Here is a 26,469-nt window from a genome sequence, read left to right on the forward strand (position 1 = left end):
AAATCCCGCCGGATTGCGGCGGGACTATCGTAGCGCGGACAGGCCGTCCCGTGACGGCGCGCCGTCAGGCGTGCGCCAGGGCCAGGCGCGGTTGCCCCGCCGCTTGCGCATCGTCGCGCAGCTTGAACAGCGCCACGGTGCCGGCCAGGGCGCGCGCCTGGTCGCTCAGCATGGCCGATGCGGCCGCCGACTCTTCCACCAGCGCCGCGTTCTGCTGCGTCGCCTGGTCCATGTCCGACACCGCGCGATCGATCTGGCTGATGCCCACGCTCTGTTCCGCCATGGCGCCGTGGATCTCGGCGACCAGGCGCTGCACGCGCGAAATGCCATCGACGATCTCGCCCATGGTCACCCCGGCCGCCTGCACCCGCTCGGTGCCGCTCTTGACGTTCTGCACCGAGTTCTGGATCAAGCCCCGAATCTCCTGCGCCGATGCCGCGCTGCGCTGCGCCAGCGTGCGCACTTCGCCCGCCACCACCGCGAAGCCGCGGCCCTGCTCGCCCGCGCGGGCCGCTTCCACGGCGGCGTTGAGCGCCAGGATGTTGGTCTGGAAGGCAATGCCGTCGATCACGCTGATGATCTCGGTGATGCGTTCGGACGACTGCGATATCGCGCTCATCGTGGTGACGGCGTCCGTCACCACCTGGCCGCCGCGCTCGGCGGCCGAGCTGGCTTCGGTGGCCAGGCGCGTCGCCTGTTCCGCGGTCTCTTCGGTCTGGCGCACGCTGGAGGTCAGCTGCGTCAGCGCCGACGAGGTTTCCTGCAAGGATCCGGCCGACGTTTCCGTGCGCTGCGACAGGTCGCGATTGCCCATTTCGATTTCGCTGGTGGCGGCCGTCATGGAATGCACGCCGGTGCGCACGTCCAGCATGACGTGGCTGATCTTGTCGACAAATGCGTTGAACGACGCCGAGATCTGCGCCACCTCGTCATGGCCCACCACCGCCAGCCGGTGCGTCATGTCGCCGTCACCCGAGCCGATGGTGTCCATGGCGTCGCGCACTGCCGACAGGCGCTTGAACGCGCGCGAGGTCACCACGCTGGCCAGCAGCACCGCCACCAGCGTCAGCACCACCACCGAAATCAAGGTGGCGTTGAGCACCTGCGTCAGCCCGGCCGTGGCTTCGGCGCGGTCCAGCGCGATCACCAGGAACCAGTCGGTGCCCGGAATGGCGCGCGCCTTGAGCAGCTTGGGCACGCCGGCCAGCGACACCGCCACGGGCGTGGCGCCGTCGCGCGCCATCGTGGCCAGGACAGCGGGCGTCAGCTCGGCGGCCACGTCGGTGGACGGCTTCAAGGCCAGCTTGTCGTCCACGTGCGAGATCACCTGGCCGTCAGTGGCCAGCACGAACGCGAGGCTGGACGGCGTGGGCCGGATGGCCTTGATGATGGCCTGGATGCCGTCCAGCGGCACGGCCCCGCTCAGGGCGCCGACGGTCTGGCCGCTACGCACCATGGGCGTGGTGAAGGCCACGTAGAGCTTGCCCGTGCCCGAATCGCCATAGGGCTTGGTCACGGTCAATTTGCCCGCGGCCACCGCGCTCTTGTACCAGGGGCGTGCCGTGGGGTCGTAGTCGGCGGCCGTCTGCGTGGTCGACAGATAGCTTTTGTCGGACCAGCCGACGGTGGTGATGGGAAAGCCATTGGTCTCGCCCATCAGCTTGGCCAGGCCGCGCGGGTCGCCCTTTTCGATCACGGCGGCGGTGGCGGTGACGGCCTGGGCCTTGTCGGCCGACCAGCGTTCGATGGCGCTGGCATTGCCGGCGGCGATGGCGTCCAGGTCGGCCGAGATGGTCGCCATCATGTTGTCGCGCACGATCTGGTACGTGACGATGCCCGAGAGCACCAGCGCGCCGATGACGGTGACACAGGTAATCAACAGGATCCTGTTGCGCAACGAGGTGATTTTCATGCTTGCCTTCTGACTGCAACTGCCCATGCCGGAGGGCACGGGTATCCAGGTACGCGGCCTTTGCGGCCACGTCACCCTGACTTACGGCAGTGCAACATGGGACTTTAGGGCCAAGGCATAATGGTGCGACCGTCGGCCGCAGGCCGGCGGCGAAATGCCAGCGTTTTCCAGGGAGCTTTCGTTGGACCCCATTCTTGCCGAATTGTCGGCGTCGCTGCAGGCGGCCAAATCGGTCGAGCAGTTGACGCGCCCCTTGTTGGACATGCTGGGCACCGTGACGGGCCTGGAATCCACCTACCTCACATCGATCGACCCCGACGCCGACCGGCAGCACGTCCGTTACGCACGCAATGTCGGCCGATTGCAGATTCCCGAAGGCCTGTCGGTGCCGTGGTCCGACACGCTGTGCAAGCGCGCGCTGGACGAAGGCCGCATGGCCACCAGCGACGTCGCCACCTGCTGGCCCGATTCCGACGCGGCGCGGCAACTGGGCATCCAGACCTATGTCAGCGCGCCCATCCGCACCGACGACGGCCTGCTGCTGGGCACGCTCTGCGGCGCCAGCGCCCGCCAGCAGCCCGTGGCGCCGCAGGCCGAATCCATCCTGCGGCTGTTTTCCAGCGTGATCGCCAATTTCATCGAACGCGAACAACTGGTGGCGGAACTGCGCCAGGCCAACGCGCAGCTGATGGCCTATGCCTTGACCGACCCGCTGACCGGCCTGCCGAACCGACGGGCGCTCTACGAAGAGCTGGACCGCCTGCGCAGCCGCGCGCTGCGCGAAGGCGGCAGCGTGCTGGTGGGCGTGGTCGACCTGGATGGCTTCAAGGGCATCAACGACACCTACGGTCACCAGCAGGGCGACGTTTTCCTGCAGGAAATCGCGCGGCGACTGGCCATGGCGGTGCGCACCTCCGACATGGTCGGGCGACTGGGCGGCGACGAGTTCGTACTGATCGGCCCCGGGCCCGCGCTGGCGCGCGGCGATGCCGCCCCGGGCCAGGACGCCGAACGCGGCGACGCCCAGGAAGCCGCCCGCTCGCTCGAAGACCGGGCCACCGCGGCCACGGTCGGGCGCTACCCGTTGGGCGACACCGCCCTGCCGTACGAAGGCGCCAGCGTCGGCGTGGTGGCGCTGGACCCGCGCGGCCTGGCCGCCGAAGAAGCCGTACGGCTGGCGGATGCGCGCATGTATGAGATCAAGCGGGCGCGCAAGGCGGCGCGCACGATCCACTGACATCGGGGCCGGTCCGGGCCGTCGGCCGAGGCCCGGCCGGCCGGCGGGCACCGCCCCATCCTGCCGGGGCTTGCACAACACATAAGTATTTGCTAATGTGTTGCCATGCTGGAAAACGACATCTTCAAGGCCCTGGCCGACCCGACCCGCCGCGCGATCTTCGACAAGCTCGCCGCAGGCAGCATGAACGCCAGCGCGCTGCGCGACGGCATGGCCGTCAGCCAGCCCGCCGTCTCGCAGCACCTGGCGGTATTGCGTCAGGCGGGGCTGGTGCGCGAACAGCGCCAGGGACGCTTCGTCAACTACGAAGTCGACCCGGACGGCCTGGCCTTGATCGCCGGTTGGCTGGCCAAGTACCGCGCCTACTGGCCGGCACGGGTCGACGCCCTGAAGGCCCTGCTCAAGGACATGGACCAATGAACGCCACGGCCCCCGACCCGGACACGACGCTGGTGCTGGACTACACCCTGGACGCCCCGCCCGAGAAAGTCTGGCGCGCCCTCAGCATCCCGGCGCTGCGCGACCAATGGCTGCCCGGCACCGAGCTGGCCGACGCCGAACCGCTGGCCGCCACGCCCGGGGTCGAGGTCCGTTACCGCCTGCGCGATACGTTGCCGCCCTGCCTGGAAAGCGTGGTGACCTTCCAGCTGCACCCCACCGCCGACGGCGGCACCCGCCTCACCATCATCCACACACCGGACGACGCCCGGCTGGCGCGGCCCGTGCCGCAGGCCGCCAACGGCCCCTGGCAGGCGTTCAAGCTGGCCGCCTGACACCACCCTTTTTTGTTTTTCAATGCGCGGCCGTTCTGCGGCCGCCTGACAGGAGCTCGCCCATGCGCGACACGATGCAGCTCGTCCCGATGGTCGTGGAACAGTCCGGCCGCGGCGAAAGATCCTTCGATATCTACTCGCGCCTGCTGCGCGAACGCATCATCTTTCTGTCCGGCGAGGTCAACGACGCCGTGTCGGCCCTGGTGTGCGCGCAGTTGCTGTTCCTGGAAGCCGAAAACCCCGGCAAGCCGATCCACCTGTACATCAACTCGCCCGGCGGCGTCATCACCAGCGGGCTGGCCATGTACGACACCATGCAGTTCATCAAGTCGCCGGTGCACACGCTGTGCATGGGCACCGCGCGGTCGATGGGCTCGTTCCTGCTGATGGCCGGCGAACCCGGCCACCGCGCCGCGCTGGCCAACGCCAGCCTGCACGTGCACCAGCCGCTGGGCGGCTTCCAGGGGCAGGCGTCGGACATGCTGATCCACGCCGAGGAAATGCAGCGCACCAAGCAGCGCATCATCCGGCTGTACGCCGAACACTGCGGGCGCAGCTACGAAGACGTCGAACGCAGCCTGGACCGCGACCGCTACCTGAGCGCCGAAGAAGCGGTGCAATGGGGCCTGATCGACCGCGTGATGGACCCGCGCACGATGGGGAATTGATGAGGGCGCCCGGCAGGCCGCCAGGCTCGCCGCACGGACGTCGCGCTAGGCCTGGGCCAACGGCCGCTGGTGCCGCGCACGCAGCACGGCGTTGACGGCAGCCCCCACGGCCAGCAGCGCCGCGGTTCCCAGGAACACGGCCGGCATGCCGAAATGGCCGCCGATGAAGCCGCCCAGCAAGGGGCCCGCCACCTGGCCCACGTACTGCGCCGAAATCGACAGCCCCAGCACATTGCCGCCCACGCCGTCGGGCACGTTGTGGCGGATGACGCTGGTCACGCAAGGCAGCAGTCCGCCCAGCGCCAAGCCCATCAGGAAGCGCAGCGCCACCAGCTGCCAGCCCGCGGTCACGAAGGCCTGCGGAATCAAGAGCAGCGCGGCCACGGCCAGCGCGCCCACGATCACCGTCCAGTGGCCCACGCGGTCGGCCAGCCGGCCCAGCCGCGAGGCCGACAGGATGGCGCCCAGCGCCGCCGCCGACATCACCACGCCCGACACCAGCGTGACGCGGGCCGGGTCAGCCACCAGCTCGCCCACATAGACGGTGATGATGGGCTCGATCGACATGGTGGCGAACATCAGCAGCATGCCGGTGGCCAGCATGGCGACCACCGGACGCTTGTCGGGAATCTGCGCCCAGCCGCCTTTTTTCGGGCCATCGGCACGGGCCTTGGGCGGCCGCGGCATTTCCTTGATGAGGAACACGGTGGCCAGAAACGCCAGGAAGATCACGCCGCCGGCCAGGAGGAACGTGGCGCGGATGCCGATCAAGGGCGGCAGCGCGCCCCCGATCAGCGGCCCCACCAGGTTGCCCGCCATGATGCCCGCCGACAGCACGCCCAGGGCCCAGCCCGACCGCGCCTTGGGCGCCTGCATCGCCACCAGGATGGTCGAGCCCGACGCATACCCGCCCGCAAAACCCACCAGCAGCCGCAGCAGCACCAGTTGCCACACCGACTGCACCATGCCCGTCAACGACATGCAGATCGCCATGCCCAGCGAGGCGCGCACCAGCATCAGCTTGCGGCCGTAGCGGTCGCCCAGCCGGCCCCACAGCGGCGCCACCAGCGCGGCCGCGAAAAACGTCGCGCCATACGCCACGCCCGACCACTGCACGATGGCGGCATGGCCCACCGCGCCCAGCTCTTCCACGTACAGCGGCAGGAACGGCAGCAGCAGCGTCATCGCCACGATGGTGCTGAACGAACCGGCGAAACAGACCGCCAGATTGCGCCGCCAGTGGACGTTTTCGTCCGGCGCGGCGCTGGCCGTGGGGGAAGTCATGTAAGGAATCCTCGTGGGTTGTCGCGGCGAAAGGCCCGCGCGCCTGCCGGATTGTTGCCAGCCGGGCCCACGGCAACAAGGCCAGCCCCGATACCGGTATTGCGGCTACCCCCCAGCGGCAACTCTGCCTGCCGGCGGCCGACGGCTGCCGCCGCCCCCCGGCTGTCACAGGAATGCTGTTAGTCTTGCAGCGCCGCGCGGCATTTTCCGCGCCCCTTCTTTCAGCGAGTCCACCATGACCAGCCCCCTGTACCAGGCTTCCGTGCCCGTCCTCACGCAAATGCTCACCGCCCTGTCCGGCGTGCTGCAAAAGGCCGAGGCCCACGTCGTCGCCAAGAACATCGACCCCAACGCGCTGCTGCAGGCACGCCTGTTCCCCGACATGTTCCCGCTGGTGCGCCAGGTGCAGATCGCCTGCGACTTCGCCAAGGGTATTTCGTCGCGCCTGGCCGGCGCCGACGTGCCGTCCTGGCCCGACACCGAAACCACGTTTGCCGAGCTGCAAGCCCTGATCGCCAAGGCCCTGGCCCACGTCGGCTCGTTCCAGCCGGACCAGTTCGCCCAGAGCGAAGGCCGCGAAATCGTGCTGCGCCCGGGCACGCCCAAGGAAAAGAAGCTGAGCGCCAGCGCCTACCTGCTGCACTATGGCCTGCCGCAGTTCTTCTTCCACGTCACCACCGCCTACGACCTGCTGCGCCACAACGGCGTGGAAATCGGCAAGCGCGACTACATGGGCGCGTACTGATCCGCAGCGCGGATCAGGGGCTCAAGCGGCCGGCGGCTCACCCGCCCGGCCCAGCCTGCTGATCAGGATCACGGGGTGACCGGGCGGCTGGCATGCCCGGTCACGCCAGCGTCGCCAGTCGGCCCGCGCCTGGACTATTCCGTGATCTGGATCTTGGCCTGGTCGATGATGACCTGGTAGCGCTTCATCTCGGCATCGATGAACTTGGCAAACGCCGCCGAGTCCTTCACCGACGGCTCGAAGCCCAGGCCGTTCAGCTGTTCGACGATCTTGGGGCTGGCCATCACCTTGGCCGACACCGATTCCAGCTTGCGCAGGATCGGCTGCGGCAGGTTGGCCGGGCCCCATACGCCGTACCAGGAATAGAACTCGAAGTTCTTCTGGCCCTGTTCCTTCATGGTGGGCACGTTGGGCAGCAACGGGCTGCGCTCGGCCCCGGTCAGCGCCACGGCGCGCAGCTTGCCCGCGCGCACCATCGGCAAGGACGACAGCATCGGGTCGATCAGCCCCTGCACCTGGCCGCCCACCATGTCCGACAGGGCCGGGCCGCCGCCGCGATACAGCACGATGGGAATCTGGTCCAGGCCGTTGTCGTACAGGAACGAGGCCGCGGCCAGGTGGCCGGCCGAGCCGAAGCCGGTGGTGGCAAACGAATACTTCTGCGGGTCCGCCTTCAGGACCTTGACCAGCTCTTGCACATTGTTGGCCGGCACCTTGGGGTTGACGCTGAAGATCAACGCGCCCTGGGCCAATTCGCTGATCGGCGTGAAGTCCTTGACCGAGTCGAACTTGATGGTCTTCTTGTACAGCAGCGGATTGATCGCGTGGATCGACGCGTTCAGGTACAGCGTGTAGCCGTCGGGCGCCGCGCGCGCCACGTAGGCCGCGCCGATCATGCCCGAAGCGCCGGCGCGGTTTTCCACCACCACGGACTGGCCCAGCTCTTTGCCCAGCTGCTCGGCATACAGCCGCGCCACACCGTCGACGGAACCGCCGGGCGGGTGCGGCACCACCAGCGTGATGGGGCGCTGCGGATAGGCGTCTTCGGCCAGCGCGGCGGCGCCGGACAGCGCCCCCACGGCCAGCAGGGCGACGCTGAGCAGCCGCTTGAGCGGCGTGGGGCGGGACAGGAATCGGGACATGATGGTCTCTCTCGGCGATGGCGCAGTCATTTCGAGCGCGCAGCAGCGGTCCACGCCATCGGACGCGATGCGCGCGTCCGCCATGCCGTGGATCGTCAGGATGGGTCCGGCGGCCTCACGCCGCCGGACGGGGAAATCAGGCCGCCTTGAGCTGCGCGGAGCTGAAGCCGTACTTGGTGTCCAGCCCCAGTTCGCGCACGATGCGCAGCCCCTTGGCCAGGGCCTCGCCCTCCAGGCCGCGCAGCGGACGGCGCAGGTCGCCCACCGGCAGCCCCACCGCCTTCATCAGCGACTTGATGGCCACCGGGTTGATGGCCGAGTACGAGTAGTGCAGCATCGGCAGCAGGCCCAGGTAGCCTTCGCGGAAACTGACCGACACGTCGGGCGTGTCCCACGGACGCGAGATGTCGGCCATTTCAGCCGGCGCGATGTTGCCGGTCATGTTGGCGGTGCCGTGGCCGCCCAGGCTCATGGTGGGCACCACCAGCCCCAGATTGGGCGAATCGCAGCACATCACCGACACGTCGGGACGGCCGCGCAGCACCTGCGCCACCTGGCCCACGCGCGTGGTCGATTCCTTGTGCACCACGTAGTTCGGGTGCTTGAAGATGCGCAGCAGCTGGTCCCAGTGCAGGTCGCTCTTGACCCGCGGGGGGTTGTTGTAGATGCCCAGCGGCAGGTCTGTGGCGTCGGCCACTTCCAGGAAATAGGCTTCGGTATCGGCTTCGGACGCGCAGATGTAGGCGGGTGCGGCCAGGATCGCGCCGTCGGCGCCGTTGGCCTGCGCGAACTTCAGGTATTCGATGGTGCTGTCGGTGTTGTTGCCCGTGCAGCCGTAGAACAGCTTCATCTTGCCGCTCTTCATCTTGGCCGTCTCGACGATGACCTGGCGGCGCTCTTCCGGGGACAGCAGCGACACTTCGCCGGTGGAGCCCATGATGAGCACCGCGGCGGTGCCGTTGTCCTCCTGGAACTTCAGCAGGCTGCGAAAGGCGCTGAAATCGACGCTGCCGTCGCGATTGAACGGCGTCACGATAGCGACGAAGGACCCCTGGATTTTCATTTTGCTCATGAACCACTCCACATGCGGAAGGACTGCTCGACTAAAAAGCCAGGGGTGCGCCTGATCGGCGCTACCACCTGACCATTCCCCTTGTTGCTTACGCAGTATAGGAAGAGCGGCCCCGAAAATTTTTCTATTTTCCACACTTTAAGCGGGTCCGAAAGACAAAGAATTTCTAAGGCAATGCGTTTAAGTTATGAGGATTTCCATAACAATACGTTTTTGACCGCCCCGCCCCTCATGCCCGAAGCGACTTCCCGTCATCCGTCCCTGTCTCATTGGGGCGCCTACACCGCGCTGGTTCGCGATGGCCGCGTGGTGGGCTGCGAGCCCTTCGCCCATGACCAGGCCCCGTCCCCACTTATCCACACGATGCCCGATATGGTGCATTCGCCGCTGCGCATCGCGCGGCCCAGCGTGCGCGCCAGCTGGCTGAAACATCGCGGCGCGCCCGAACTGCGCGGCGTGGACGGCTATGTCGAAGTCGATTGGGATACGGCGCTGGATCTGGTGCACGGCGAGTTGCAACGGGTGCGCGCGCAACATGGCCCCACCGCGATCTTCGGCGGCTCGTACGGCTGGTCGTCGGCCGGGCGGCTGCACCATGCGCGCACGCTGACGCACCGCTTCCTGTACGCCGGCGGCGGCTGCGTCGACCAGTCGGGCAACTACAGCTGGGGCGCGGCCCAATTCCTGCTGCCCCACATCATCGGCACCTACGCGCCGGTGACCGGCCGCATCACCGACTGGAACAGCGTCGTCAAGCACACGCGGCTGTTGATCGCGTTTGGCGGCATCCCCTTGCGCAACACCCAGATCGCCTCCGGCGGCGCCGGCGACCACAGCGCCCCGGGCTGGCTGGCCCAGGCCCGCCAGGCCGGCATCCGCAGCGTGGTCATCAGCCCTACCCGTGGCGACTCACCGGATGCGCTGGCCGCCGAATGGATACCCATCCGGCCCAATACCGACGCCGCGATGATGCTGGGCATGGCCCACACGCTGCTGGTCGAAGGCCGCCACGACCATGCGTTCGTGGCCCAGTACTGCAACGGCTTCGAGGCCTATGCCGACTACGTGCTGGGCCGCCGCGACGGCCAGCCCAAATCGGCGGCCTGGGCCGAAGCCATCTGCGGCGTGCCTGCCGCCACCATCCGCGAACTGGCGCTGGCCGCGGCCGGCTGCCGCACGCTGCTGTCGTTGTCGTGGTCGTTGCAGCGCGGCCATCGCGGCGAACAACCCTATTGGGGCAGCGTGGCGCTGGCCGCCTTGCTGGGCCAGATCGGCCTGCCCGGCGGCGGCTTCGCCTTCGGCCACGGGTCCATGAACGGCGCCGGCAATCCGCGCCCCGACCTGCCCGCCCCTGAAATGCGCGCCGGCCGCAACCCGGCCGCCACGTCCATTCCGGTGGCGCGCCTGACCGACATGCTGCTTACGCCGGGCGAGTCCTATGAATTCAACGGCAAGACCGGCGTCTATCCCGACATCCGGCTGGTCTACTGGGCGGGCGGCAATCCGTTCCACCACCACCAGGACCTGAACCGCCTGGCGCAGGCCTGGACGCGGCCCGAGACCATCATCGTGCACGAACCCTGGTGGACGCCCACCGCGCGCCGCGCCGACATCGTGCTGCCCGCCACCACCACGCTTGAACGCAACGACATCGGCGGCTCGTCGCGCGACCGCTACATCCTGGCCATGCGCCAGGCGGTGGCGCCGGTGGGCCACAGCCGCAACGACTTCGACATCTACCGCGAACTGGCCGCGCGCGGCGGCTTCGAACAGGCCTACACCGAAGGCCGCGACGAAATGGCCTGGATCCGCCACATCTACGAACAGATGCGGCCAGCCTGGGAAGCCGCGCAACTGACGCTGCCCGCGTTCGACGAATTCTGGGATCGCGGCCACATCGCGCTGCCGCCCCCGGCGCGCGACTTCGTGCTGTTCGAACCGTTCCGCCAGGACCCCGCCGCGCATCCGCTCAAGACCCGTTCGGGCAAGCTGGAGCTGTACAGCGAAGCCATCGCCGAATTCGGCTACGACGACTGCCCGCCCCACCCCGCCTGGCTGCCGCCGGTGGAATGGCTGGGCGCCGAGCGCGCCGCGCGCTGGCCGCTGCACCTGGTGACCTGCCAGCCCGCCGACCGGCTGCACTCGCAGCTGGACCCCGCGCCCGCCACCCGCCAGAACAAGGTGGCCGGACGCGAAGCGGTGCTGCTGCATCCCGATGATGCCGCCGAACGCGGCATCGCGCAGGGTGACGTGGTGCGCATTTTCAACGACCGCGGCGCCTGCCTGGGCGGCGCGCAGCTCAGCGGCGATCTATTGCGCGGCGTGGTCGTGATGCCCACCGGGGCGTGGTTCGATCCGCAAGACGCAGCGCTGGAACGCCACGGCAATCCCAACGTGCTGACGGTGGACGTGGGTACGTCACGGCTGGCGCAAGGGCCCAGCGCGCTGTCGGCGCTGGTGCAGGTGGAACGCTGGCAAGGCGCCGCGCCTGCGGTGCAGGCGTTTGAACCCCCGGCGCTGGAAACGCTGACGGACGGCGACGCGGCCGCGCGCTAGCGGCCGGCACGCAGCCGCCTCGCGCCGCGCGGCCCGCGTCATGCCGCAGCCGCAGTGTCCGTCGAGGTGCCTCGCAGAAAAGCGAGCACGCGTTCGTTCTGGCCGCGCACGAAGTGGCGTTCTTGCGGCAGCAGCGTCACGTTGGCCTGCGGCACCAGGCGCTGCAGGCGGTCGCGGGTGCCCTGCGAGTCCAGCATGACGTCGCGCCCCCCGACCACCACGAGCAGCGGCGGCGCCAGTTGGCGCAAGGCCTCGTCGCTGAACACCGGAATCTTGCCGAAGCGGGACCGAAAACCCTGATCGATGGCGCGCATCAAGTCGAACTGGGCGCGATCGGCGGGCGCCGGATCGGCCGGCAGCACGCCGATGATGCGGCGGCGTATCAGCGCACGCCCCGCCGGCCCCAGCAACAACAGCGGCAGGACCCAGGGCAGGATGTTCTTCTGCCGGCCAATGCCCGACGGGCACAGCAACGCCAGGCGTTCCACCCGGGCCGGGCGGCGCACCGCGAGGTCCAGCGCCATCCAGGCGCCCAACGAAATGCCGCAGAACGCGGCGCGCGCGATGCCCAGCCCGTCCAGCACGGCCTGCAACCAGGCGGCATGCGCGTCGCCGTCAAGCGGCAGGCGTGCGGGCGCACTCAGCCCCGCCTCACCGATCAGGTCGATGGCGTAGAGGCGGAAATGCGGCGCCCAGGCCTCGGCCTGCCGTTGCCAGCTGGCTGCGGTGCTTTGGGCGCCGTGCAGCAACACCAGCGGCGGCGCATCTTCGCGGCCGCACACCAGCACGTGCGTATCGCCGACGGGCGTGGACACCGTCTGGCGCACCCACCCTTGCGGCCAGTGGGCGAGCGCGGCGTCGTAAGCCGCGCGCACGGCTTGCGCGTGGCGCTCGGACTTGTAGACCGGATTCATGCCGGCACGTTGCCGCGATAGCGCAGATGGATCAGCGGATACGGCCGCCCCTGGCTGTCCTGGCCGGACCGGCCGATGCGCTCGAAACCCAGCCGTTCGTAAAAGCCCACGGCCTGGCCGTTCTGCTCGTTCACGTCCGTCGCCAATTCCGGCTGGCGCCGCAGCGCATCCTGCACCAGCAGGCGGCCGACGCCCGCGCCGCGATGGTCCGGGTCCACGAACAGGGCTTCCATGCGGTCGCCGTCCAGCAGCATGAAGGCGACGGGGCGATCAGCCTCGTCCACGGCCAGATCGAGCGTGGCGGCGGGCAAAAAGCCCACGACTTCGGCGTCGATGGCTTGGCGGTCTTCGGGGGTCAGAAAGTGATGCGTGGCATCGACGGCGCGGCGCCAGATGTCGACGACGGCGGCGCCATCGGCGGGCGTGGAGGGTCTAAGCGTGAACATGATTCAAGAAAGGCAGTGTCAGTTCGGAAGAAGGCGGCAAGATACACGCTTGCCGGCCCGCGCCGCGGCTCAACCCGCGGCGGTGCGTTGTTCGATGGCGCGGATCACCGCCACCATGTCGGACGTGCCCAGGCCCAGCGCCTCGGTTTCGCCGTAGAGCGCATGGCTGGCGTCCAGCAGCGGCGAGGCGATGCCGATGCTGCGCGCGGCCTCGGCCACCAGGCGGCTGTTCTTGAGCACATCGGTAATGGCGGCCTGCACCGAGTAGTCCTGCGTGACCAGCTTGCCCAGTTTCACGCGGGACACGTCGCTGGCCATCGGCCCGGCGTTCAGCACGTCGGCAAACAGCGCCAGGTCGATGCCCTGGCGTTCGGCGAAATGCACGGATTCGGTCAGGCCGGTGACCATGGTGATCAAAAACAGGTTCACGGCCAGCTTCATGGCCAACGCCGACGGCACGGCGCCGCAGACAAAACTGTCGCGGCATAGCGGCTGCACCAGCGCGCGGATCGCGGCCACGTCGTCGGGTTCGCCGGCCAGCATCACCACCAGTTGGCCGGCTTCGGCGGGCTTGCGCGAGCCGGACACCGGCGCCTCGACATATCGGCCGCCGGCCGCCCGGATGTCCGCGCCCAGCTGGCGCGAGACGTCCGTCGACGTGGTGCCCATGTTGACGATCAGGTGCCCTTGCACCCGCGTGGCAAAGTCTGGCGTGCCACGGCCCAGCGTGGCGTCGATGGCGGCGTCGTTGGCCAGCATCAGGATGACCGTGCCGCATAGCGCGTAGACCTCATCGATCGTGTCGGCAATATGGGCGCCCGCCGCGCGCAAGGCGTCGAAGCTGCCGCCCGAACGGCTCCAGGCCACCAGCGGCGTGCCGGCGCGGGCCAGGTTCAGCGCCATGGGCGTCCCCATGACGCCCAGGCCGATGAATCCGATAGTCATGCGTGTCTCCTGCGTGTTTCTGGTGAGCAAAATGAGTGCGCTGAATGCGGGCCTGCCTCAATGCGGCGCGGACTCGACCCGCAGGCCGGCCGCCTTCCAGGCGGGAAAGCCATCGCCCAGCCGCTGCGCCTGGAAGCCACGGGCGCGCAGCAGCGCCACCGCCCGCATCGACAGCACGCAGTAGCGGCCGCCGCAATAGGCCACGATGGCCTGGTCGCGCGGCAGCTGCGCCAGGTGGGCCTCCAGCGCTTCGGTGGGCAGGTTGACCGCCCCCGGAATGTGGCCGGCGGCGTAATCGTCGGGCGAACGCACGTCCAGCAGCAGCGCGCCGTCGTCCAGCTTGGCGACCAGCGCTTCGATGGACACGGCTTCGAGCTGCTCGGGGCGGTTCACGCTGTCGGACGCCACGCGCTGCATCTCCTGGCGCTGGTGGGCCAGGTAATCCTGCAGGGCCGACAGCACTTCGGACACGGGCCCCGCGCCGCCGCGGTACAGCACGTGCTTGCCGTCGCGCCGCGACTGGATGAAGCCGGCGCGCTTGAGCTGCTGCAAGTGTTGCGAGGCGTTGGTGATCGACAGGCCGGACAACAACGCCAGTTGCTCGACCGTGCTTTCTCGTTGCAGCACGGCCTGCAGCAGGGCCAGGCGATGAGGATGCCCCAGCGTCTTGGCGGCATCGGCCAACTCGTCGAGCGAGTCGGCGGGATCGGCCAGGGGCAAGGGCATAGACGGGGACGGCGGCAAGGTCTTCATTGACGGGAACATAGCATCTTCCTATCATTCCATCATTTGTTGGATTGATAATTTAAAAGGAGACAGGTCCATGTCATCGAGCCCGAGCCTGACAGCGGCGGAACCGGCGTCCGCGTCCTGGGGCGACCTGCTGCGCGGCCGCAATGGCCTGCGTTCGATCGCCCTGGCCGGCGGCGTGGCACTGCACGCGGTGAATATCTACGTGGTCACCACCATCCTGCCCACGATCATCCAGGAGATCGGCGGCCTGACGTATTACGCCTGGAACACCACCCTGTTCGTGGCCGCGTCCATCGTCGGGTCGGCGCTGTCGGCCAAGCTGATCGAGCAGTTGGGGCCACGCCTGGCGTACCTGGTGGCGCTGGCGGTGTTCTCGATCGGTGCGGTGGCCTGCGCGATGGCGCCGTCGATGCCGGTGCTGCTGTTGGGGCGCACCGTGCAGGGCCTGGGCGGGGGCGTGCTCTTTGCACTGAGCTACGCGCTGATCCGCGTGGTGTTCGACGCCCGGCTGTGGCCGCGCGCCATGGCGCTGGTGTCGGGCATGTGGGGCGTGGCCACGCTGGGCGGCCCCGCCATCGGCGGCGTGTTCGCGCAAAGCGGCCACTGGCGGCCGGCGTTCTGGGTACTGGTGCCGGTGGCGCTGCTGCTGGCGCTGATCGTGGCCAGCCAGTTTCGCGGCAAGGCCGCGGCCGACGCGCCGCCCGGCCGGGTGCCGTGGCTGACCATCGCGTTGCTGGTGCTATCGGTGCTGGCGATTTCCGCCGCCAGCCTGTCGCAGCGGCTGCTCTGGAATGCCGCCGGCATCGCGGCCGGCGTGGCCATCGCCGCCCTGATCGTGCGCATCGACAGGCAGGCCCGCGCCCGGCTGCTGCCCACCGGCGCCTACTCGTTGCGCACACCGCTGGGCGTGCTGTATGCCGTGATGAGCCTGCTGGTGGCGGCGCTGACCACCGAGATCTTCGTGCCGTATTTCCTGCAGGTGGTGCACCAGCAGACGCCGCTGGCCGCGGGCTACATGACCGCGATGATGGCCGGCGGCTGGACGGTGGCGTCGGTGTACAGCGCCGGCCGCAGCGCCCTGCAAGCGCATCGGCTGATCCGGATCAGTCCGTGGGTGGTCTTTGCCGCGATCGCGGCACTGGCCGCGACCATGCCGGTGACGGCCTGGAATCCGGCGTGGTTCGGCACGGTCATCTACTGCGTGGCGCTGACCGCGGTGGGCTTTGGCATCGGGCTGGCCTGGCCGCACCTGCTGACGCGCGTATTCTCGGCCGCCGCGCCCGGCGAGGAAAACCTGGCGTCGTCCTCGATCACGACCGTGCAGCTGTATGCCACCGCATTGACCGCCGCGCTGGCGGGCGTGGTGGCCAATGCCGGCGGGCTGACCGAGCCCGGCGGCGTCGAAGGCGCCCGGACGGCGGCACTGGCCTTGTTCAGCGTGTTCGCCCTGGCGCCGGCACTGGCGGCCGTGCTGTCGGCGCGCTTGGCGAGATAGGGCCAGCGTGCCAGGCAGGCCGCGCAGGATTCGAAGCGTTTTAAACAATTGGTGACGCCTTATCCGGCAAATCGGGTAACAATGCGCCCGCGCCCATCCGCCACAAAGGAATCACCATGAATAAAGCGTTTGCGTTGCTGATCGCCGGCCTGATGCCCCTGGCCGCCGTCGCGGCACAGCCGGACGTCGAACCCCTGACGCTGAACCCGCAGAACAAGCTGTACTGCAACGCCCAGACCGATTGGTGCGTCGGCATCAAGACGGACGGCTCGATGCAGGACAACGGCCCCTTCGCCACCAGCCGCACCCTGCGCGCCGAATGGCCGTTCTGGGACCTGCCCGACATTCCGAATTTCTCGCACTTCACCGTCTGGCCGCACCTGATCCGCCTGGACGAAGAACGCGCGCTGGTCGGCGTGATCGGCCCGACCGAGCCGGACTACAAGGAAGAAATCCAGTTCTCCGGCGGCAGCTTCGCACGCAAGGACCTGTACCTGTTCATGGTCAACCTGGGCGACAACGTGTCCGGCCTGGTGCAGGTGATGCCCTACACCGCCAACGCCCGCATCCGCGCCTGCTTCAATGACGCGGACCAGACCCGGCGCGATGGCAACTGCGTCGATACGTACCGCTTCCAGGCGGCCCTGAAGGCGCTGCCCGGCGGCAAGTATCCCGACCTGCAGGTCACCACCCATGCCACGCGCACGCCGGCCGGGGCCAGCCGCTATGCGGACTCGAGCAAGCTGCCGGCGCCCACCGAGGCCCAGAAGGCGCCGCAGACCGACAAGCAGTGCAGCTACACGGTGACCTACAAGTGGCACGAAGACACGTCGGTCTACCGGCCCGCGACGCCGGTGCCGGACTGCGCCGAGTTCCTGCAAGCGCAGCCGAAGAAGCAGTAGGCCGGTCAGGCGGCGGGCCGGGGCGCGCGGACGGTATCGCGCACCGGCAGGCTGCCGACGCGTTGCGCAGCGGTGGCGGTCCGGCCGCGCCAGGCAACCCGCGTCAGTCGGCGTAGCCCGGGTTGCGCCGGTCCAGCCGGCGCAACAGGCCGGGCCAGGCCAGCGCTGCCTTGTGTGCGCGATCGGCCGGGGACTCGACGGCGGCGCGCGCCAGGATCTCGGGCGGGATGTAGGTGAGTTCGCCGCCCGCCTGGGCCCGCACCTGCACCATGCAGGCGGCTTCCAGCCGGTGCATGGCCTGGAAGGCCTCGGCCATGGTCTGGCCCACCGTCAGCAAACCATGGTTGCGCAGGATCAGGTAGTTGTTGCTGCCCAGGTCGCGCACCAGCCGCGGCTGCTCTTCGGGGTTGAGCGCCAGGCCTTCGTAGTCGTGATAGCTGAGCGAGCGCAGCGCAATGAATGCAAACTGCGACAGCGGCAACAGGCCGCCCTTCTGCGCCGACACCGCCACGCCGTTGATCGAATGCGTGTGCAGCACGCACATGGCATCCTTGCGGGCCGCGTGGATACAGCTGTGGATGGTGAAGCCGGCCGGGTTGATGTCGTATTCCGAGTCCATCACCTTGCGGCCGTCCAGGTCGATCTTGACCAGGCTGGACGCGGTGATTTCGTCGAACATCATGCCGTACGGGTTGATCAGGAAGTGCTCGGTGCCCGGCACCTTGGCCGTGATGTGCGTGAAGATCAGGTCGTCCCAGCCAAACAGCGCCACCAGCCGGTACAGCGCCGCGAGATCCTTGCGGACCTGCCATTCCGTTTCGCCGACCTGTTCGCGCACGCTGGCGCCCTTGCCTACCGTATCCATGCTGTCTCCCGTTATGGCGTTCTGCCCGCGGCATCCGCGCCGCAGGTGCCTGGCACTGTACTACTGCGCCGCGTCGCGCAAAATGGCCGCCAGCGCCTGCGCCAGGGCCTCGCAGCGCGCGGGCGTGCCTTGCGCGATGCCGAACACCAGCCCCGGCACCGGCGCCGAGAGGCAAAACTCGGAAAATGTCCGGGCGCCGTAGCCGCGTTCGGCCAGCGCCCGCACCACGCGGTGATCGTCCACGCCGTGGTCACGCAGCCGCGCCGCCAGCTTCAATCCGCCGCCGCCATCGGCTACATCCAGCCAATCGCCGCAGTGCTGCGTCAGCGCGCGCACCAGGTTGTGCATGCGTTCGGCGTACACGCCGCGCATGCGGCGGATGTGGCTGCGGAAATGGCCATCGTTCAGGAAGTCGGCCAACCCGGCCTGGATATGGATCGGCACGTCGCCCTGGCGCAAGGCCATGTCGGCATGGCAGGCGGCCACCAATTCCGGCGGCAAGATGGCATAGGCCACGCGCAGCCCCGGCGCCAGCGTCTTGGAAAACGTGCCGACGTAGGCCACGCGCTGGCCTGTGTCGATGCCTTGCAGCGCGGCGATGGGCCGGGCGTCGTAGCGGAATTCGCTGTCGTAGTCGTCTTCGATGATGAAGGCGCCGTGCCGCTGCGCGGCGTCCAGCAGCGCCAGCCGCCGCGGCAGGCTCATCGTGACGCCGGTGGGGCACTGGTGCGAAGGCGTCACGTAGATCAGGCGCGGGGCGCCACCCGCCACGCGCGACGGATCGATGCCATCGGCGTCGCACGGCACCGGCACAAGCTGCGCGCCCGCCCGCCGCAGCAAGGCGCGCGCGCGGGGCCAGCCGGGATCTTCGATCCAGGCGGTGTTGGCCTGGGGCGCCAACGCCACGCGAGCCAGGGTATCGATGGCGGCAGCGGCCGACGGAAACACCGCCACCTGATCCGCCTGCGCGACCACGCCGCGCGCGGTGCCGGCGTGCGCCAGGATGGCGGCGCGCAGCTCGGGCAGGCCCGCCACCGGCCCATAACCCAGGTCGTGAATGCGCAAGGACTTGATCCGGCCGGCCACGCAGCGCGCCCACGCCGCCGCCGGAAAACTCTTCAGGTCCGGCACGCCGGGCTGAAACGGCAGGGTGCGCGAGGCAACCGCCGCGGGGGGCTGCCGCGATGCGTCCGGCGTCGCCGTGCGCGCTGCCGACGCGGACGCGCGGCTGCGCGCGGCCCCCGCCAGCGGCCGGGGCCGCGCCGTCGACACCCGCGTGCCCGACCCGCGCACGGTCTCGACATAGCCTTCGGCACGCAGGCGTTCGTAGGCCTGCACCACGGTGGACCGGGCGACGCCGAGCGCCAGGGCCAGCGTTCGGGTCGAGGGCAAGGGCTCGCCCGCGCCCAGCCGGCCGGCACGCACCCGTTCGCGGATGGCGCGGCACAACTGGCCTTCGAGATCGCCCTGGGGCCGGTCAAGCACCAGCCAGGTCACGGCTTGGGAAGTCATGGGCAAGGATGCAAAAAATGCGCGCATCGCGCAGCGGGTCAGCAGGAATTTTAGGGGCAACGCCGTGTCGATGGACCGTCACTGGTAGGCCGGACATCGGCAAAGCGGACGGCTCGCGCGCCAAGGTTCGGCGCTACAACGAGGACCCCGACCCGCCTCCCAAATTGATTCCGCGTGCTGACCTCTACCCTGCTCATTACCGGCGGCGCCCTGGCCGGCGGCCTGGTGTCCGGCCTGACCGGCTTTGGCACCGGCCTGACGGCACTGCCGATCTGGCTGCTGGCCCTGCCCCCGGCCCTGGCTTCGCCGCTGGTCATCATCTGTTCGGTGACCTCGCAGTTGCAGACGCTGCCGTCGATCTGGCATGCCATCGACCTGCGCCGGTCGGCGCCGTTCATCGCCGGCGGTCTGATGGGGGTGCCGGTCGGCGTCGCGGCGCTGCCCTACGTGTCGCCGCGGCTGTTCGAGCGCGGGCTGGGCGTGATCCTGGTGACGCTGTGCGCCCTGCTGCTGCTGAACGGCCAGGTCCGCCTGCCGCGCACGCATCCGCGGATCTCCCTTGTGGCCGACGGCCTGGTGGGACTGGGCGGCGGCCTGCTGGGCGGCATTGCAGGCCTGTCCGGCCCCCTGCCCACCTTGTGGGCGGGCCTGCAAGGCTGGACCAAGGACGAGCGGCGCGCGGTGTTCCAGTCGTTCAACCTGTCGATCCTGGCCGTGGCGCTGGCCTGGCAAGCCGTGTCGGGCATCGTCACCGCCGAGGTCGTCTCGCTGGCCTGGCAAGCCCTGCCAGGCACGATCGTCGGGTCGTGGCTGGGGCGGCGGTTCTACCACCGCATCAATGTCGTCGTCTTCAACCGGATCGTGCTGCTGACGCTGCTGGCGGCCGGCGCCCACATGATGATCCGCGTGCGGTGAACGTCCTGCGACCACGAGATACTCGGACAGAATTACGCAAAAACCAGACACTTCTTTACGTGGATGGGCACTGATTCCCCTACAATTCAGCAATAATTCAGGTTCGCCGGCCTCGAGGACCGGCGACATTGCCAGGGATGACGAGACAACATGCACAACGCCATCAGGATTTTCGTCGGCTGCGACCCCAACGATTGCGACCTGGAACAGATGATGGTGCTGGAATACAGCGCCCGCAAACATACCTCCCGCCCAGTCGACATCACCTGGATGCGCCTGTCGCGCGACCCCGCCAGCCCCTGGTATTGCGACCCCGCGCGTGGTCGCGGCTGGCGCACCGAAAAATGGTCGACGCCTTTTTCCGCCTTTCGCTGGGCGGTGCCCGCCGCCGCGGGCTTCCAGGGCCGCGCCTTGTACATGGATGCCGACATGCTGGTGCTATGCGACCTGGCCGAACTCTGGGACCTGCCTCTGCAAGGACAAGCCATCGTCGCCGGCCGCCGCGATGGTGACGGCAACGGCTGGCGCTCGTGCGTGGCCTTGTGGGACTGCGAACGCGCGCGCGCCCATCTGCCGTCCCTGGAAGCGCTGCGCGCCAAGCGCCACGCCAACCGCGAAATGAAGCACTACTTCGCCGACCGGCCCCATCTGGTGCAGCACCTGGACGCCCGCTACAACAGCATCGACGGCGACGGCCTGGCCGCGGACGACATCCGCATCCTGCACTACTCCGACATGGGCACGCAGTTCTCGCACCGCTACGCGCTGCCGCGCCTGCGCGCCGAAGGCCGCCATCACTGGTTCGACGGCGAGGTCGTGCCGCATGCCCGCCACGAGCTGACAGCACTGTTCGACCGCTACTACCGCGAAGCCATCGACGCCGGCTACACGCTGGAGGCCTATCGCAACGCGGCGCCGTTCGGCGACGTGGTCAAGGCCTCGCAAAAAGACTACACCGGCAACCGGCCACGGCCCGAGCGCCGCTCCTGGTGGCAGCGACTCTGGTCGGGTGCGGCGCGCGGCTGACGGTTGGCAGGCAACGGCTAATCCGCAAGGCCTGCGCCCTGCGGCGCCACGGGCGGACCCGCCTGGCTGGCATCAGCGGCCCCCCCAGGTTCGGTGGCTGCCCCATCCCGGTGCACGGCGTCAGCCCCCCGGATTCTGCCCTCCATCCGGGACAGCACCGACAACGCCGCCACGATTTCCCGCGGCTGCGCCGATCCCGGCAGGCAAATATCCACCCCCGCCAGCAACAGCCGGGCCCGTTCCCCCGATGAGGCCTTGTCCGTGACCACGGCCACCACGCCCGAAATCTGCGGGCAATGCGGCAGCGAGAAGAATCGGAGCAGCCACGGCGACCGCCCCTCTACCAGCAGGTAGTGCCTGCCGGCGCCCCCGGCCCGCGCGTACAGGCTGGCCTGGGTGTCCGTATAGAAACGGATTGACGGCACCGCCTCCCGCAGACTGGCGGCCAGCGTGGGCGCCCGGTCGATGTACTGGGCATGCAGATGCAGTTGGTGCAGAAAAGAAAAATTGGGCACGGCGCAGGGTCGCAGGGGATAAAGCCGTGCATTCTAGAAATCCATCGGCCGCTGGCGCATCAGACAAATCCGAAAACCACACGCTCGCGCCGGTGCCCGGCTTTCCGACATGCCGGACTGCATATTCGGAAATGTCTGATGGTCAGCGACCCGTGCGCATCGCTCTAATGGCGCCTCGCTGACCGCCGGCGTGCGCGCCCCGTTCCTGCCGGGCCCACTTCGACCATTGCGGGAAACGGCGAGCCCTGGAGACCCCCCTCATGCTGTCCTATCGCGTCTTGATCGTCGACGACCAGCTATTGCAACGTGAATACCTGAAAAGCCTGTTCCTGCAGGCGGGCATCGCCCACGTGGACACCGCCGAGAACGGCTGTCACGCCCTGCGGTTGCTGGAACAGCAGCCTTACGACCTCGTGCTGAGCGACCTGATCATGCCCGAACTGGATGGCGTGCAACTGATCCAACGCCTGTCCACCTACGAGACGCCGCCCTTGCTGGCCGTGATCAGCTCCTCGCCCCGGCGCCTGATAGCCGGGGCGAGTCTCGTGGCCAAGACGCTGGGCATGCGGGTGATCGATCAATTGTCCAAACCCGCCCAGCCGCAAGCCATCATCGCGCTGGTGGCCAAACTCAAGGCCGCTTCAAGATTGAAGGCGGAGTCGCTGGTATCGGGGCAGGTCTTTGACCGTTCCGCACTGCAACATGCATTGAGCTCGGGGGAAATCCGGGCCTGGTTCCAACCCAAGATGCGCATCGCCGACGGGGCGATCAACGCCACCGAGGCGCTGGTGCGCTGGGTTCGACCTGACGGCAGCGTGTTGCTGCCCGGCCAGTTCCTGCCCGCCCTGATACTGGACGAGCTGGAAGACGAACTGCTATTGTCGATGCTCGCGCAGACGATCGCGGCGCAACATGCCTGGCAACGGCATGAATTCCGCATCGACGTGTCCGTCAATCTGCCGACACACCTGCTGCAAGACGCGGACCTGCCCGACCGCCTGTATGACCACGTCATGCGCCTGGGCGGCAATCCGCAGGATATTTGCTTTGAACTGACCGAGGGTACGACCACGGACGAGATAAGCGATTATTACGCGGGCGCCTGCCGCCTGCGCATGAAGGGTTTTGGCCTGGCCCAGGACGATTCTGGCCAGGGCTACAGCTCGGTTTTCAACCTGGTTTCCACGCCCTTCACCGAACTGAAGATCGATCGCTCCCTGATCAGCCGCTGCGTCGCCGACGACGGCGCCCAGGCCGCGGTCGAGAGCATCGTCTCGCTTGGCCGCCGACTGGCGCTGAACGTCGTCGCGGAAGGCGTCGAAACGTGGGAACAGCTTGCGCTGCTGAAGAAAATGCAATGCGATACGGCGCAGGGCTTCCTGATTTCCCGGGCCCTCACCCCTGAGCTGTTGCTGGGGTTCCTCAAGCGCAACCCAAGCCTGCCCAGATGATCCGCACCACGCCACGGCACACGCGCATCGCGTCGATTGGCGACCTGGCCAAGGCCTCGCTACGGGTGCAGGTGCTGTTCATCGTGACGTTGATCCTGGCCATCGTGATGCTGGTGCTGTGCTATTGGGTCGTGAACAGCCTGATCACCCTGGCGAGCCACGGCGCCCGTTCACACTTCCAGCAACTGGCCTACAACCTGCACGGCCAGGAGTCCTTCCTGGCCCGCACCACTCGCAACGACGCGGTCCGACTCAACCTGGCGTTGCCGCAGGGCGCGCCTGCCTCGTTCGAATTGATCGACAGCGACGCCACCACCAATACCTACGAGGGCCAGGGCGACAACCTGGCCATGCCCTACATCATCAAGGTCAATCGCAGCGACGCCGCAGGCGGCAGCGACTACAGTCGTCGCCTGCACGTCGTGGCTGCGGGCCTGGCCAGCCTGTATGGCACCTCCCGCAGCACCTGGCAGCAACCCGGGATGCAGGCTTTCCTGCTGGATCTGAACAGCCAGGTCAGTATTTCGGTGCCCTGCTCCGAAGATTCCGTGACAGACGACGCGCATCGGTGGTGGCGCTGCCCGCTGTCAGCCAATCGCGTGCGCGAGCTGATCTATACCCAGACGGCGCAGGCCAGTCCCGAAGGGGCTCGCTGGATCCGCGTCAATCTGCCTGGCAACGGCGAGGATCGCATCGGCTACATCGTGTACAGCCCCATCGACCTGCCGGACGCCCTGTGGCTGCCCGGCACCGTCAAGCGCGACCTGGTGGTGGCGACCTTCATCGAAATGCGCGACGTCTACGCTGGCGACCCCGCCTACGGACGCGTCTATTTCCAGGACCTGGGCACGACGCCCGGCACCGTCCCCCCCTCGGCCCCCGAGCAGGAGCATGGGGCGCTGGAAGACGTGCAAAGCCGCGTGCGCTTCGGCCTGGACGGCGCCCGCATCGACACGTGGTGCGAAGATGGCTGGGCCGCGAGCTACCTGGTGCCCTACGCCCAGTTCTTCCTGACGGGCCAATGGCAATTGATGTCGTTCGGCGTGCTGCTGTTGCTGTGCACCGGCATCAGCATGGCGCTGTACCGGCGCCATCGCAACCTGGTCGTCCGTCCCGCCCAGGCCTCCCACGAGCGTGTGGTGGAAAGCGAGTCCTTCAATCGCGCCGTGATCCAGGCCGCCCGCGTGGCCGTCTGTGCGCTGCGGGTCAGCGACCAGCAGATCGTGGCCAAGAACCACCTGGCCGACGATTGGCTGGGAGACATCGAAATCGTCCGGCAGCTCACCTTTTCACCGGACCATCCCGCAACCGCAGGCGAAATCGAGGTGGGCGGGCGACACCTGAGTTTCAGCGCCTCGCGAGTCACCTATCAGGGTGAAGACGTCATCCTTGCCACCTTCAGCGACATCAGCGACCACAAGCGGGCCCAGGCCGCGCTGGCGCAGGCCAAACGGGCTGCCGACGATGCCAACGCGGGCAAGACCGTGTTCCTGGCGACCATGAGCCACGAGATACGCACCCCGCTCTACGGCACCCTGGGCACAGTGGAACTGCTGAGCTTGACGCCGTTGACCAATCTGCAACGCGGCTATCTGCGCACCATCCAGACCTCGTCCGCGGGGCTGCTCAATGTCATCAACGACATCCTGGACGTGTCCAAGATCGAGTCCAGGCAGATCACGCTCAAGGATCAGCGCCTGGATCCGGCCATGATCACCGAGGAAACCTTGCAGGCCTATGCGGCCACCGCGGACGCCAAGGGCCTGCAGTTCTTCTCGACCATCGCCACCGACGTGCCCGTGCATGCCCACGGCGACGCCTTGCGCATCAAACAGGTGCTGAACAATCTCGTCAGCAACGCCATCAAGTTCACCGAAGCCGGTTGGGTCCGGGTCGACCTGACACTCAAGGGCGAAGCCGATGGCCAGGCGGTGCTGGAATGGCGCATCGCCGATACGGGGCTGGGCATTCCTGCCGAGCAGCAGCCGCTACTGTTCCAACCGTTCTACCAGGCGCACGGCAACGCGGGACAGGCCCTGCCGGGCACCGGGCTGGGCCTGTACATCTGCCACAGCCTGTGCGAATTGATGCAAGGCAGCATCACCCTGGACAGCAGCCCCGGTCGGGGCAGCACGTTCATCTTCAGGCTGCCCCTGCGCGTCGCCGTGGATGCGGCGCACCGGGCGGGCAGCGGCGAGATCGCGGCGTCGCCCGCCGTATGGGTACGCGCGCCCGTCACGGACCTGGCCCAGGACACCTGCGCCTGGCTCACCCTGGCCGGCGCCAATGCCAGGGTGATCCACGGCGGCCTGCCGGCCAAGCGCGAGGGCATACTGGTGGAACTGTTGCCAGAGCGCCTGCCCCCCATCGAATGGAACGGGCCACGCGTGTCGTGCATCCCGGACGGCCCCGACACGCCACAATGGAGCCTGTCGGAAATCCACGTGACCTGCCACCTGCGGCACAGCATTGTCGAGGCCGTTGCCCTGGCGCAGCATGGGCGCCCGGCGTCGGCCGACGCCGCGCCCGCCCAGGCCGAACCGGCGGAGGCGCCTGTCACCCACGAATACCGGCCTGATGCCGGTCTGCGGCGGCTGGGGCTGCGCGTACTGGTTGCCGAAGACAATCCCGTCAATCGCACCCTGCTGGTCAGGCAGCTGGAAGAGCTGGGCTGCGAAGTCACGCTGTGCGGTGACGGCCTGGAGACGCTGGCCCGTTGGAATGGCGACGAGTTCGACGTGTTGATCACGGACATGAACATGCCCCTGATGGATGGCTACGAACTGGTGCGCACGCTGCGCGCGCGCAGTACCAATGCCCCCATCATCGGCCTGACGGCCGACGCGCTGCAAACGCAGCGCGATGCGGGCTTTGCCGCCGGGCTGAACGCCTGGGTGGTCAAGCCCGTGGACCTGCGCACCTTGCATGACGCCCTGAGCACCGCCTGCGCCAGGATCATCAGCGCCAAATTCGCGGGCGCGGCGCCGCCACCCAACAAACCCAAGGAGTTCTACGATGATCACCTTCGGGCAGCGTTCAACACGACGATGCGCGAAGACATGGCATCCATGCGAACCGCACTGGCGGCGCGCGACGCCACGGCGGCGGTAGCGACGCTGCACCGCATGCGCGGATCGCTGGTGGTCGTGAACGCGGAAGACATCGCCCGGTTTTGCGGCGTGCTGGAACAGAAGATTTCCGACGAGGGCATCACGCCCATGCTCGAGAACGCGGTCAAGAGCACGCTCGCACAACTGACGGAACGGTTCAAGGAGCTATAGCCCGGCAGTGCAAGCCCCGATAGAACCCAGGCCAATCGCCAAGAGCATCACACAAGGACG

The 26,469-nt window shown here is 68.2% G+C and carries 23 protein-coding genes; 12 read left to right on the forward strand and 11 right to left on the reverse strand.

Annotated features, from left to right (window positions below):
• Positions 1-64: 64 nt before the first annotated feature.
• Positions 65-1,912, reverse strand: coding sequence for a methyl-accepting chemotaxis protein (locus tag ACUDP5_RS24485; protein ID WP_263910050.1), 1,848 nt, complete (start codon positions 1,910-1,912; stop codon positions 65-67).
• 181 nt (positions 1,913-2,093) lie between these two features.
• On the opposite strand from ACUDP5_RS24485, the gene ACUDP5_RS24490 reads away from it, so the two are divergent.
• The 4 genes from ACUDP5_RS24490 (at position 2,094) to ACUDP5_RS24505 (ending at position 4,590) form a co-directional block, all read left to right on the forward strand.
• A complete protein-coding gene (locus tag ACUDP5_RS24490) occupies positions 2,094-3,149 on the forward strand; it encodes a sensor domain-containing diguanylate cyclase (protein ID WP_263910048.1) in 1,056 nt (351 codons plus the stop codon).
• 105 nt (positions 3,150-3,254) lie between these two features.
• A complete protein-coding gene (locus ACUDP5_RS24495; protein WP_263910046.1) occupies positions 3,255-3,569 on the forward strand; it encodes an ArsR/SmtB family transcription factor in 315 nt (104 codons plus the stop codon).
• Positions 3,566-3,922: an SRPBCC family protein gene (locus ACUDP5_RS24500; RefSeq protein ID WP_445657417.1), complete on the forward strand. Its 357-nt coding sequence runs from the start codon at positions 3,566-3,568 to the stop codon at positions 3,920-3,922. Before ACUDP5_RS24495 ends, ACUDP5_RS24500 begins: the two co-directional genes overlap by 4 nt.
• 62 nt (positions 3,923-3,984) lie before the next feature.
• A complete protein-coding gene (locus tag ACUDP5_RS24505) occupies positions 3,985-4,590 on the forward strand; it encodes an ATP-dependent Clp protease proteolytic subunit (protein ID WP_175191252.1) in 606 nt (201 codons plus the stop codon).
• Positions 4,591-4,635: 45 nt separating this feature from the next.
• Here the strand turns inward: ACUDP5_RS24505 and ACUDP5_RS24510 are convergent, their stop codons facing one another.
• Positions 4,636-5,874, reverse strand: coding sequence for an MFS transporter (locus ACUDP5_RS24510; protein ID WP_263910041.1), 1,239 nt, complete (start codon positions 5,872-5,874; stop codon positions 4,636-4,638).
• Between the two features lie 235 nt (positions 5,875-6,109).
• Between ACUDP5_RS24510 and ACUDP5_RS24515 the strand changes: the two genes are divergently transcribed.
• Positions 6,110-6,619, forward strand: coding sequence for a DUF1993 domain-containing protein (locus tag ACUDP5_RS24515; protein ID WP_263910039.1), 510 nt, complete (start codon positions 6,110-6,112; stop codon positions 6,617-6,619).
• A 134-nt stretch (positions 6,620-6,753) separates the two neighbouring features.
• Here the strand turns inward: ACUDP5_RS24515 and ACUDP5_RS24520 are convergent, their stop codons facing one another.
• Together ACUDP5_RS24520 and ACUDP5_RS24525 are read right to left on the reverse strand one after the other, a co-directional pair.
• Positions 6,754-7,761, reverse strand: a complete 1,008-nt coding sequence (locus tag ACUDP5_RS24520; protein ID WP_445657418.1) for a Bug family tripartite tricarboxylate transporter substrate binding protein — start codon at positions 7,759-7,761, stop codon at positions 6,754-6,756.
• Positions 7,762-7,897: 136 nt separating this feature from the next.
• The gene (locus tag ACUDP5_RS24525; RefSeq protein WP_175191257.1) at positions 7,898-8,833 is read right to left on the reverse strand and encodes a 4-hydroxy-tetrahydrodipicolinate synthase family protein; all 936 of its coding nucleotides are present in this window, start codon (positions 8,831-8,833) and stop codon (positions 7,898-7,900) included.
• Positions 8,834-9,064: 231 nt separating this feature from the next.
• Here ACUDP5_RS24525 and ACUDP5_RS24530 point away from each other — a divergent pair, with 231 nt between their 5' ends.
• Positions 9,065-11,389 carry a molybdopterin-dependent oxidoreductase gene (locus tag ACUDP5_RS24530; protein ID WP_445657419.1) on the forward strand — a complete coding sequence of 775 codons (2,325 nt, stop codon included), beginning with the start codon at positions 9,065-9,067 and terminating at the stop codon, positions 11,387-11,389.
• Between the two features lie 38 nt (positions 11,390-11,427).
• On the opposite strand, the gene ACUDP5_RS24535 is transcribed toward ACUDP5_RS24530, so the two are convergent.
• The 4 genes from ACUDP5_RS24535 to ACUDP5_RS24550 all read right to left on the reverse strand — a co-directional run bounded on the left by ACUDP5_RS24535 (position 11,428) and on the right by ACUDP5_RS24550 (position 14,420).
• Positions 11,428-12,303, reverse strand: a complete 876-nt coding sequence (locus ACUDP5_RS24535) for an alpha/beta fold hydrolase (RefSeq protein ID WP_445657420.1) — start codon at positions 12,301-12,303, stop codon at positions 11,428-11,430.
• On the reverse strand, positions 12,300-12,749 hold the full coding sequence (locus ACUDP5_RS24540) for an acetyltransferase (RefSeq protein WP_445657421.1): 450 nt from the start codon (positions 12,747-12,749) through the stop codon (positions 12,300-12,302). The genes ACUDP5_RS24535 and ACUDP5_RS24540 overlap by 4 nt, the downstream gene beginning before the upstream one ends.
• A gap of 69 nt (positions 12,750-12,818) precedes the next feature.
• Positions 12,819-13,694, reverse strand: a complete 876-nt coding sequence (locus ACUDP5_RS24545) for an NAD(P)-dependent oxidoreductase (protein ID WP_445657422.1) — start codon at positions 13,692-13,694, stop codon at positions 12,819-12,821.
• A 57-nt stretch (positions 13,695-13,751) separates the two neighbouring features.
• Positions 13,752-14,420, reverse strand: coding sequence for an ArsR/SmtB family transcription factor (locus ACUDP5_RS24550; RefSeq protein ID WP_445657423.1), 669 nt, complete (start codon positions 14,418-14,420; stop codon positions 13,752-13,754).
• Positions 14,421-14,517: 97 nt separating this feature from the next.
• Here ACUDP5_RS24550 and ACUDP5_RS24555 point away from each other — a divergent pair, with 97 nt between their 5' ends.
• Positions 14,518-15,942, forward strand: a complete 1,425-nt coding sequence (locus ACUDP5_RS24555; RefSeq protein ID WP_445657424.1) for an MFS transporter — start codon at positions 14,518-14,520, stop codon at positions 15,940-15,942.
• A gap of 116 nt (positions 15,943-16,058) precedes the next feature.
• Positions 16,059-16,844 (forward strand): hypothetical protein, encoded by a 786-nt coding sequence (locus ACUDP5_RS24560; protein WP_445657425.1) that lies wholly within the window; start codon positions 16,059-16,061, stop codon positions 16,842-16,844.
• A 103-nt stretch (positions 16,845-16,947) separates the two neighbouring features.
• Here the strand turns inward: ACUDP5_RS24560 and ACUDP5_RS24565 are convergent, their stop codons facing one another.
• Together ACUDP5_RS24565 and pdxR are read right to left on the reverse strand one after the other, a co-directional pair.
• Complete coding sequence (locus ACUDP5_RS24565; protein ID WP_025139155.1) at positions 16,948-17,709, reverse strand: class II aldolase/adducin family protein; 762 nt, start codon at positions 17,707-17,709, stop codon at positions 16,948-16,950.
• 60 nt (positions 17,710-17,769) lie between these two features.
• The gene (gene pdxR / locus ACUDP5_RS24570; protein ID WP_445657426.1) at positions 17,770-19,221 is read right to left on the reverse strand and encodes a MocR-like pyridoxine biosynthesis transcription factor PdxR; all 1,452 of its coding nucleotides are present in this window, start codon (positions 19,219-19,221) and stop codon (positions 17,770-17,772) included.
• A gap of 174 nt (positions 19,222-19,395) precedes the next feature.
• Between pdxR and ACUDP5_RS24575 the strand changes: the two genes are divergently transcribed.
• Both ACUDP5_RS24575 and ACUDP5_RS24580 read left to right on the forward strand, forming a co-directional pair.
• Entirely contained in the window at positions 19,396-20,136 is a 741-nt protein-coding gene (locus tag ACUDP5_RS24575; protein ID WP_445657427.1) for a sulfite exporter TauE/SafE family protein, read from the forward strand.
• A gap of 150 nt (positions 20,137-20,286) precedes the next feature.
• Positions 20,287-21,162 (forward strand): glycosyl transferase, encoded by an 876-nt coding sequence (locus ACUDP5_RS24580; RefSeq protein ID WP_263910015.1) that lies wholly within the window; start codon positions 20,287-20,289, stop codon positions 21,160-21,162.
• A 17-nt stretch (positions 21,163-21,179) separates the two neighbouring features.
• Here ACUDP5_RS24580 and ACUDP5_RS24585 read toward each other — a convergent pair whose 3' ends face one another.
• The gene (locus ACUDP5_RS24585) at positions 21,180-21,677 is read right to left on the reverse strand and encodes a hypothetical protein (protein WP_263910013.1); all 498 of its coding nucleotides are present in this window, start codon (positions 21,675-21,677) and stop codon (positions 21,180-21,182) included.
• A 260-nt stretch (positions 21,678-21,937) separates the two neighbouring features.
• Between ACUDP5_RS24585 and ACUDP5_RS24590 the strand changes: the two genes are divergently transcribed.
• Together ACUDP5_RS24590 and ACUDP5_RS24595 are read left to right on the forward strand one after the other, a co-directional pair.
• Positions 21,938-23,128: an EAL domain-containing response regulator gene (locus tag ACUDP5_RS24590; RefSeq protein ID WP_263910011.1), complete on the forward strand. Its 1,191-nt coding sequence runs from the start codon at positions 21,938-21,940 to the stop codon at positions 23,126-23,128.
• Positions 23,125-26,409 carry an ATP-binding protein gene (locus ACUDP5_RS24595; RefSeq protein ID WP_445657428.1) on the forward strand — a complete coding sequence of 1,095 codons (3,285 nt, stop codon included), beginning with the start codon at positions 23,125-23,127 and terminating at the stop codon, positions 26,407-26,409. Before ACUDP5_RS24590 ends, ACUDP5_RS24595 begins: the two co-directional genes overlap by 4 nt.
• Positions 26,410-26,469: the final 60 nt, after the last annotated feature.

The organism is Achromobacter sp. NCFB-sbj8-Ac1-l (assembly GCF_052695805.1).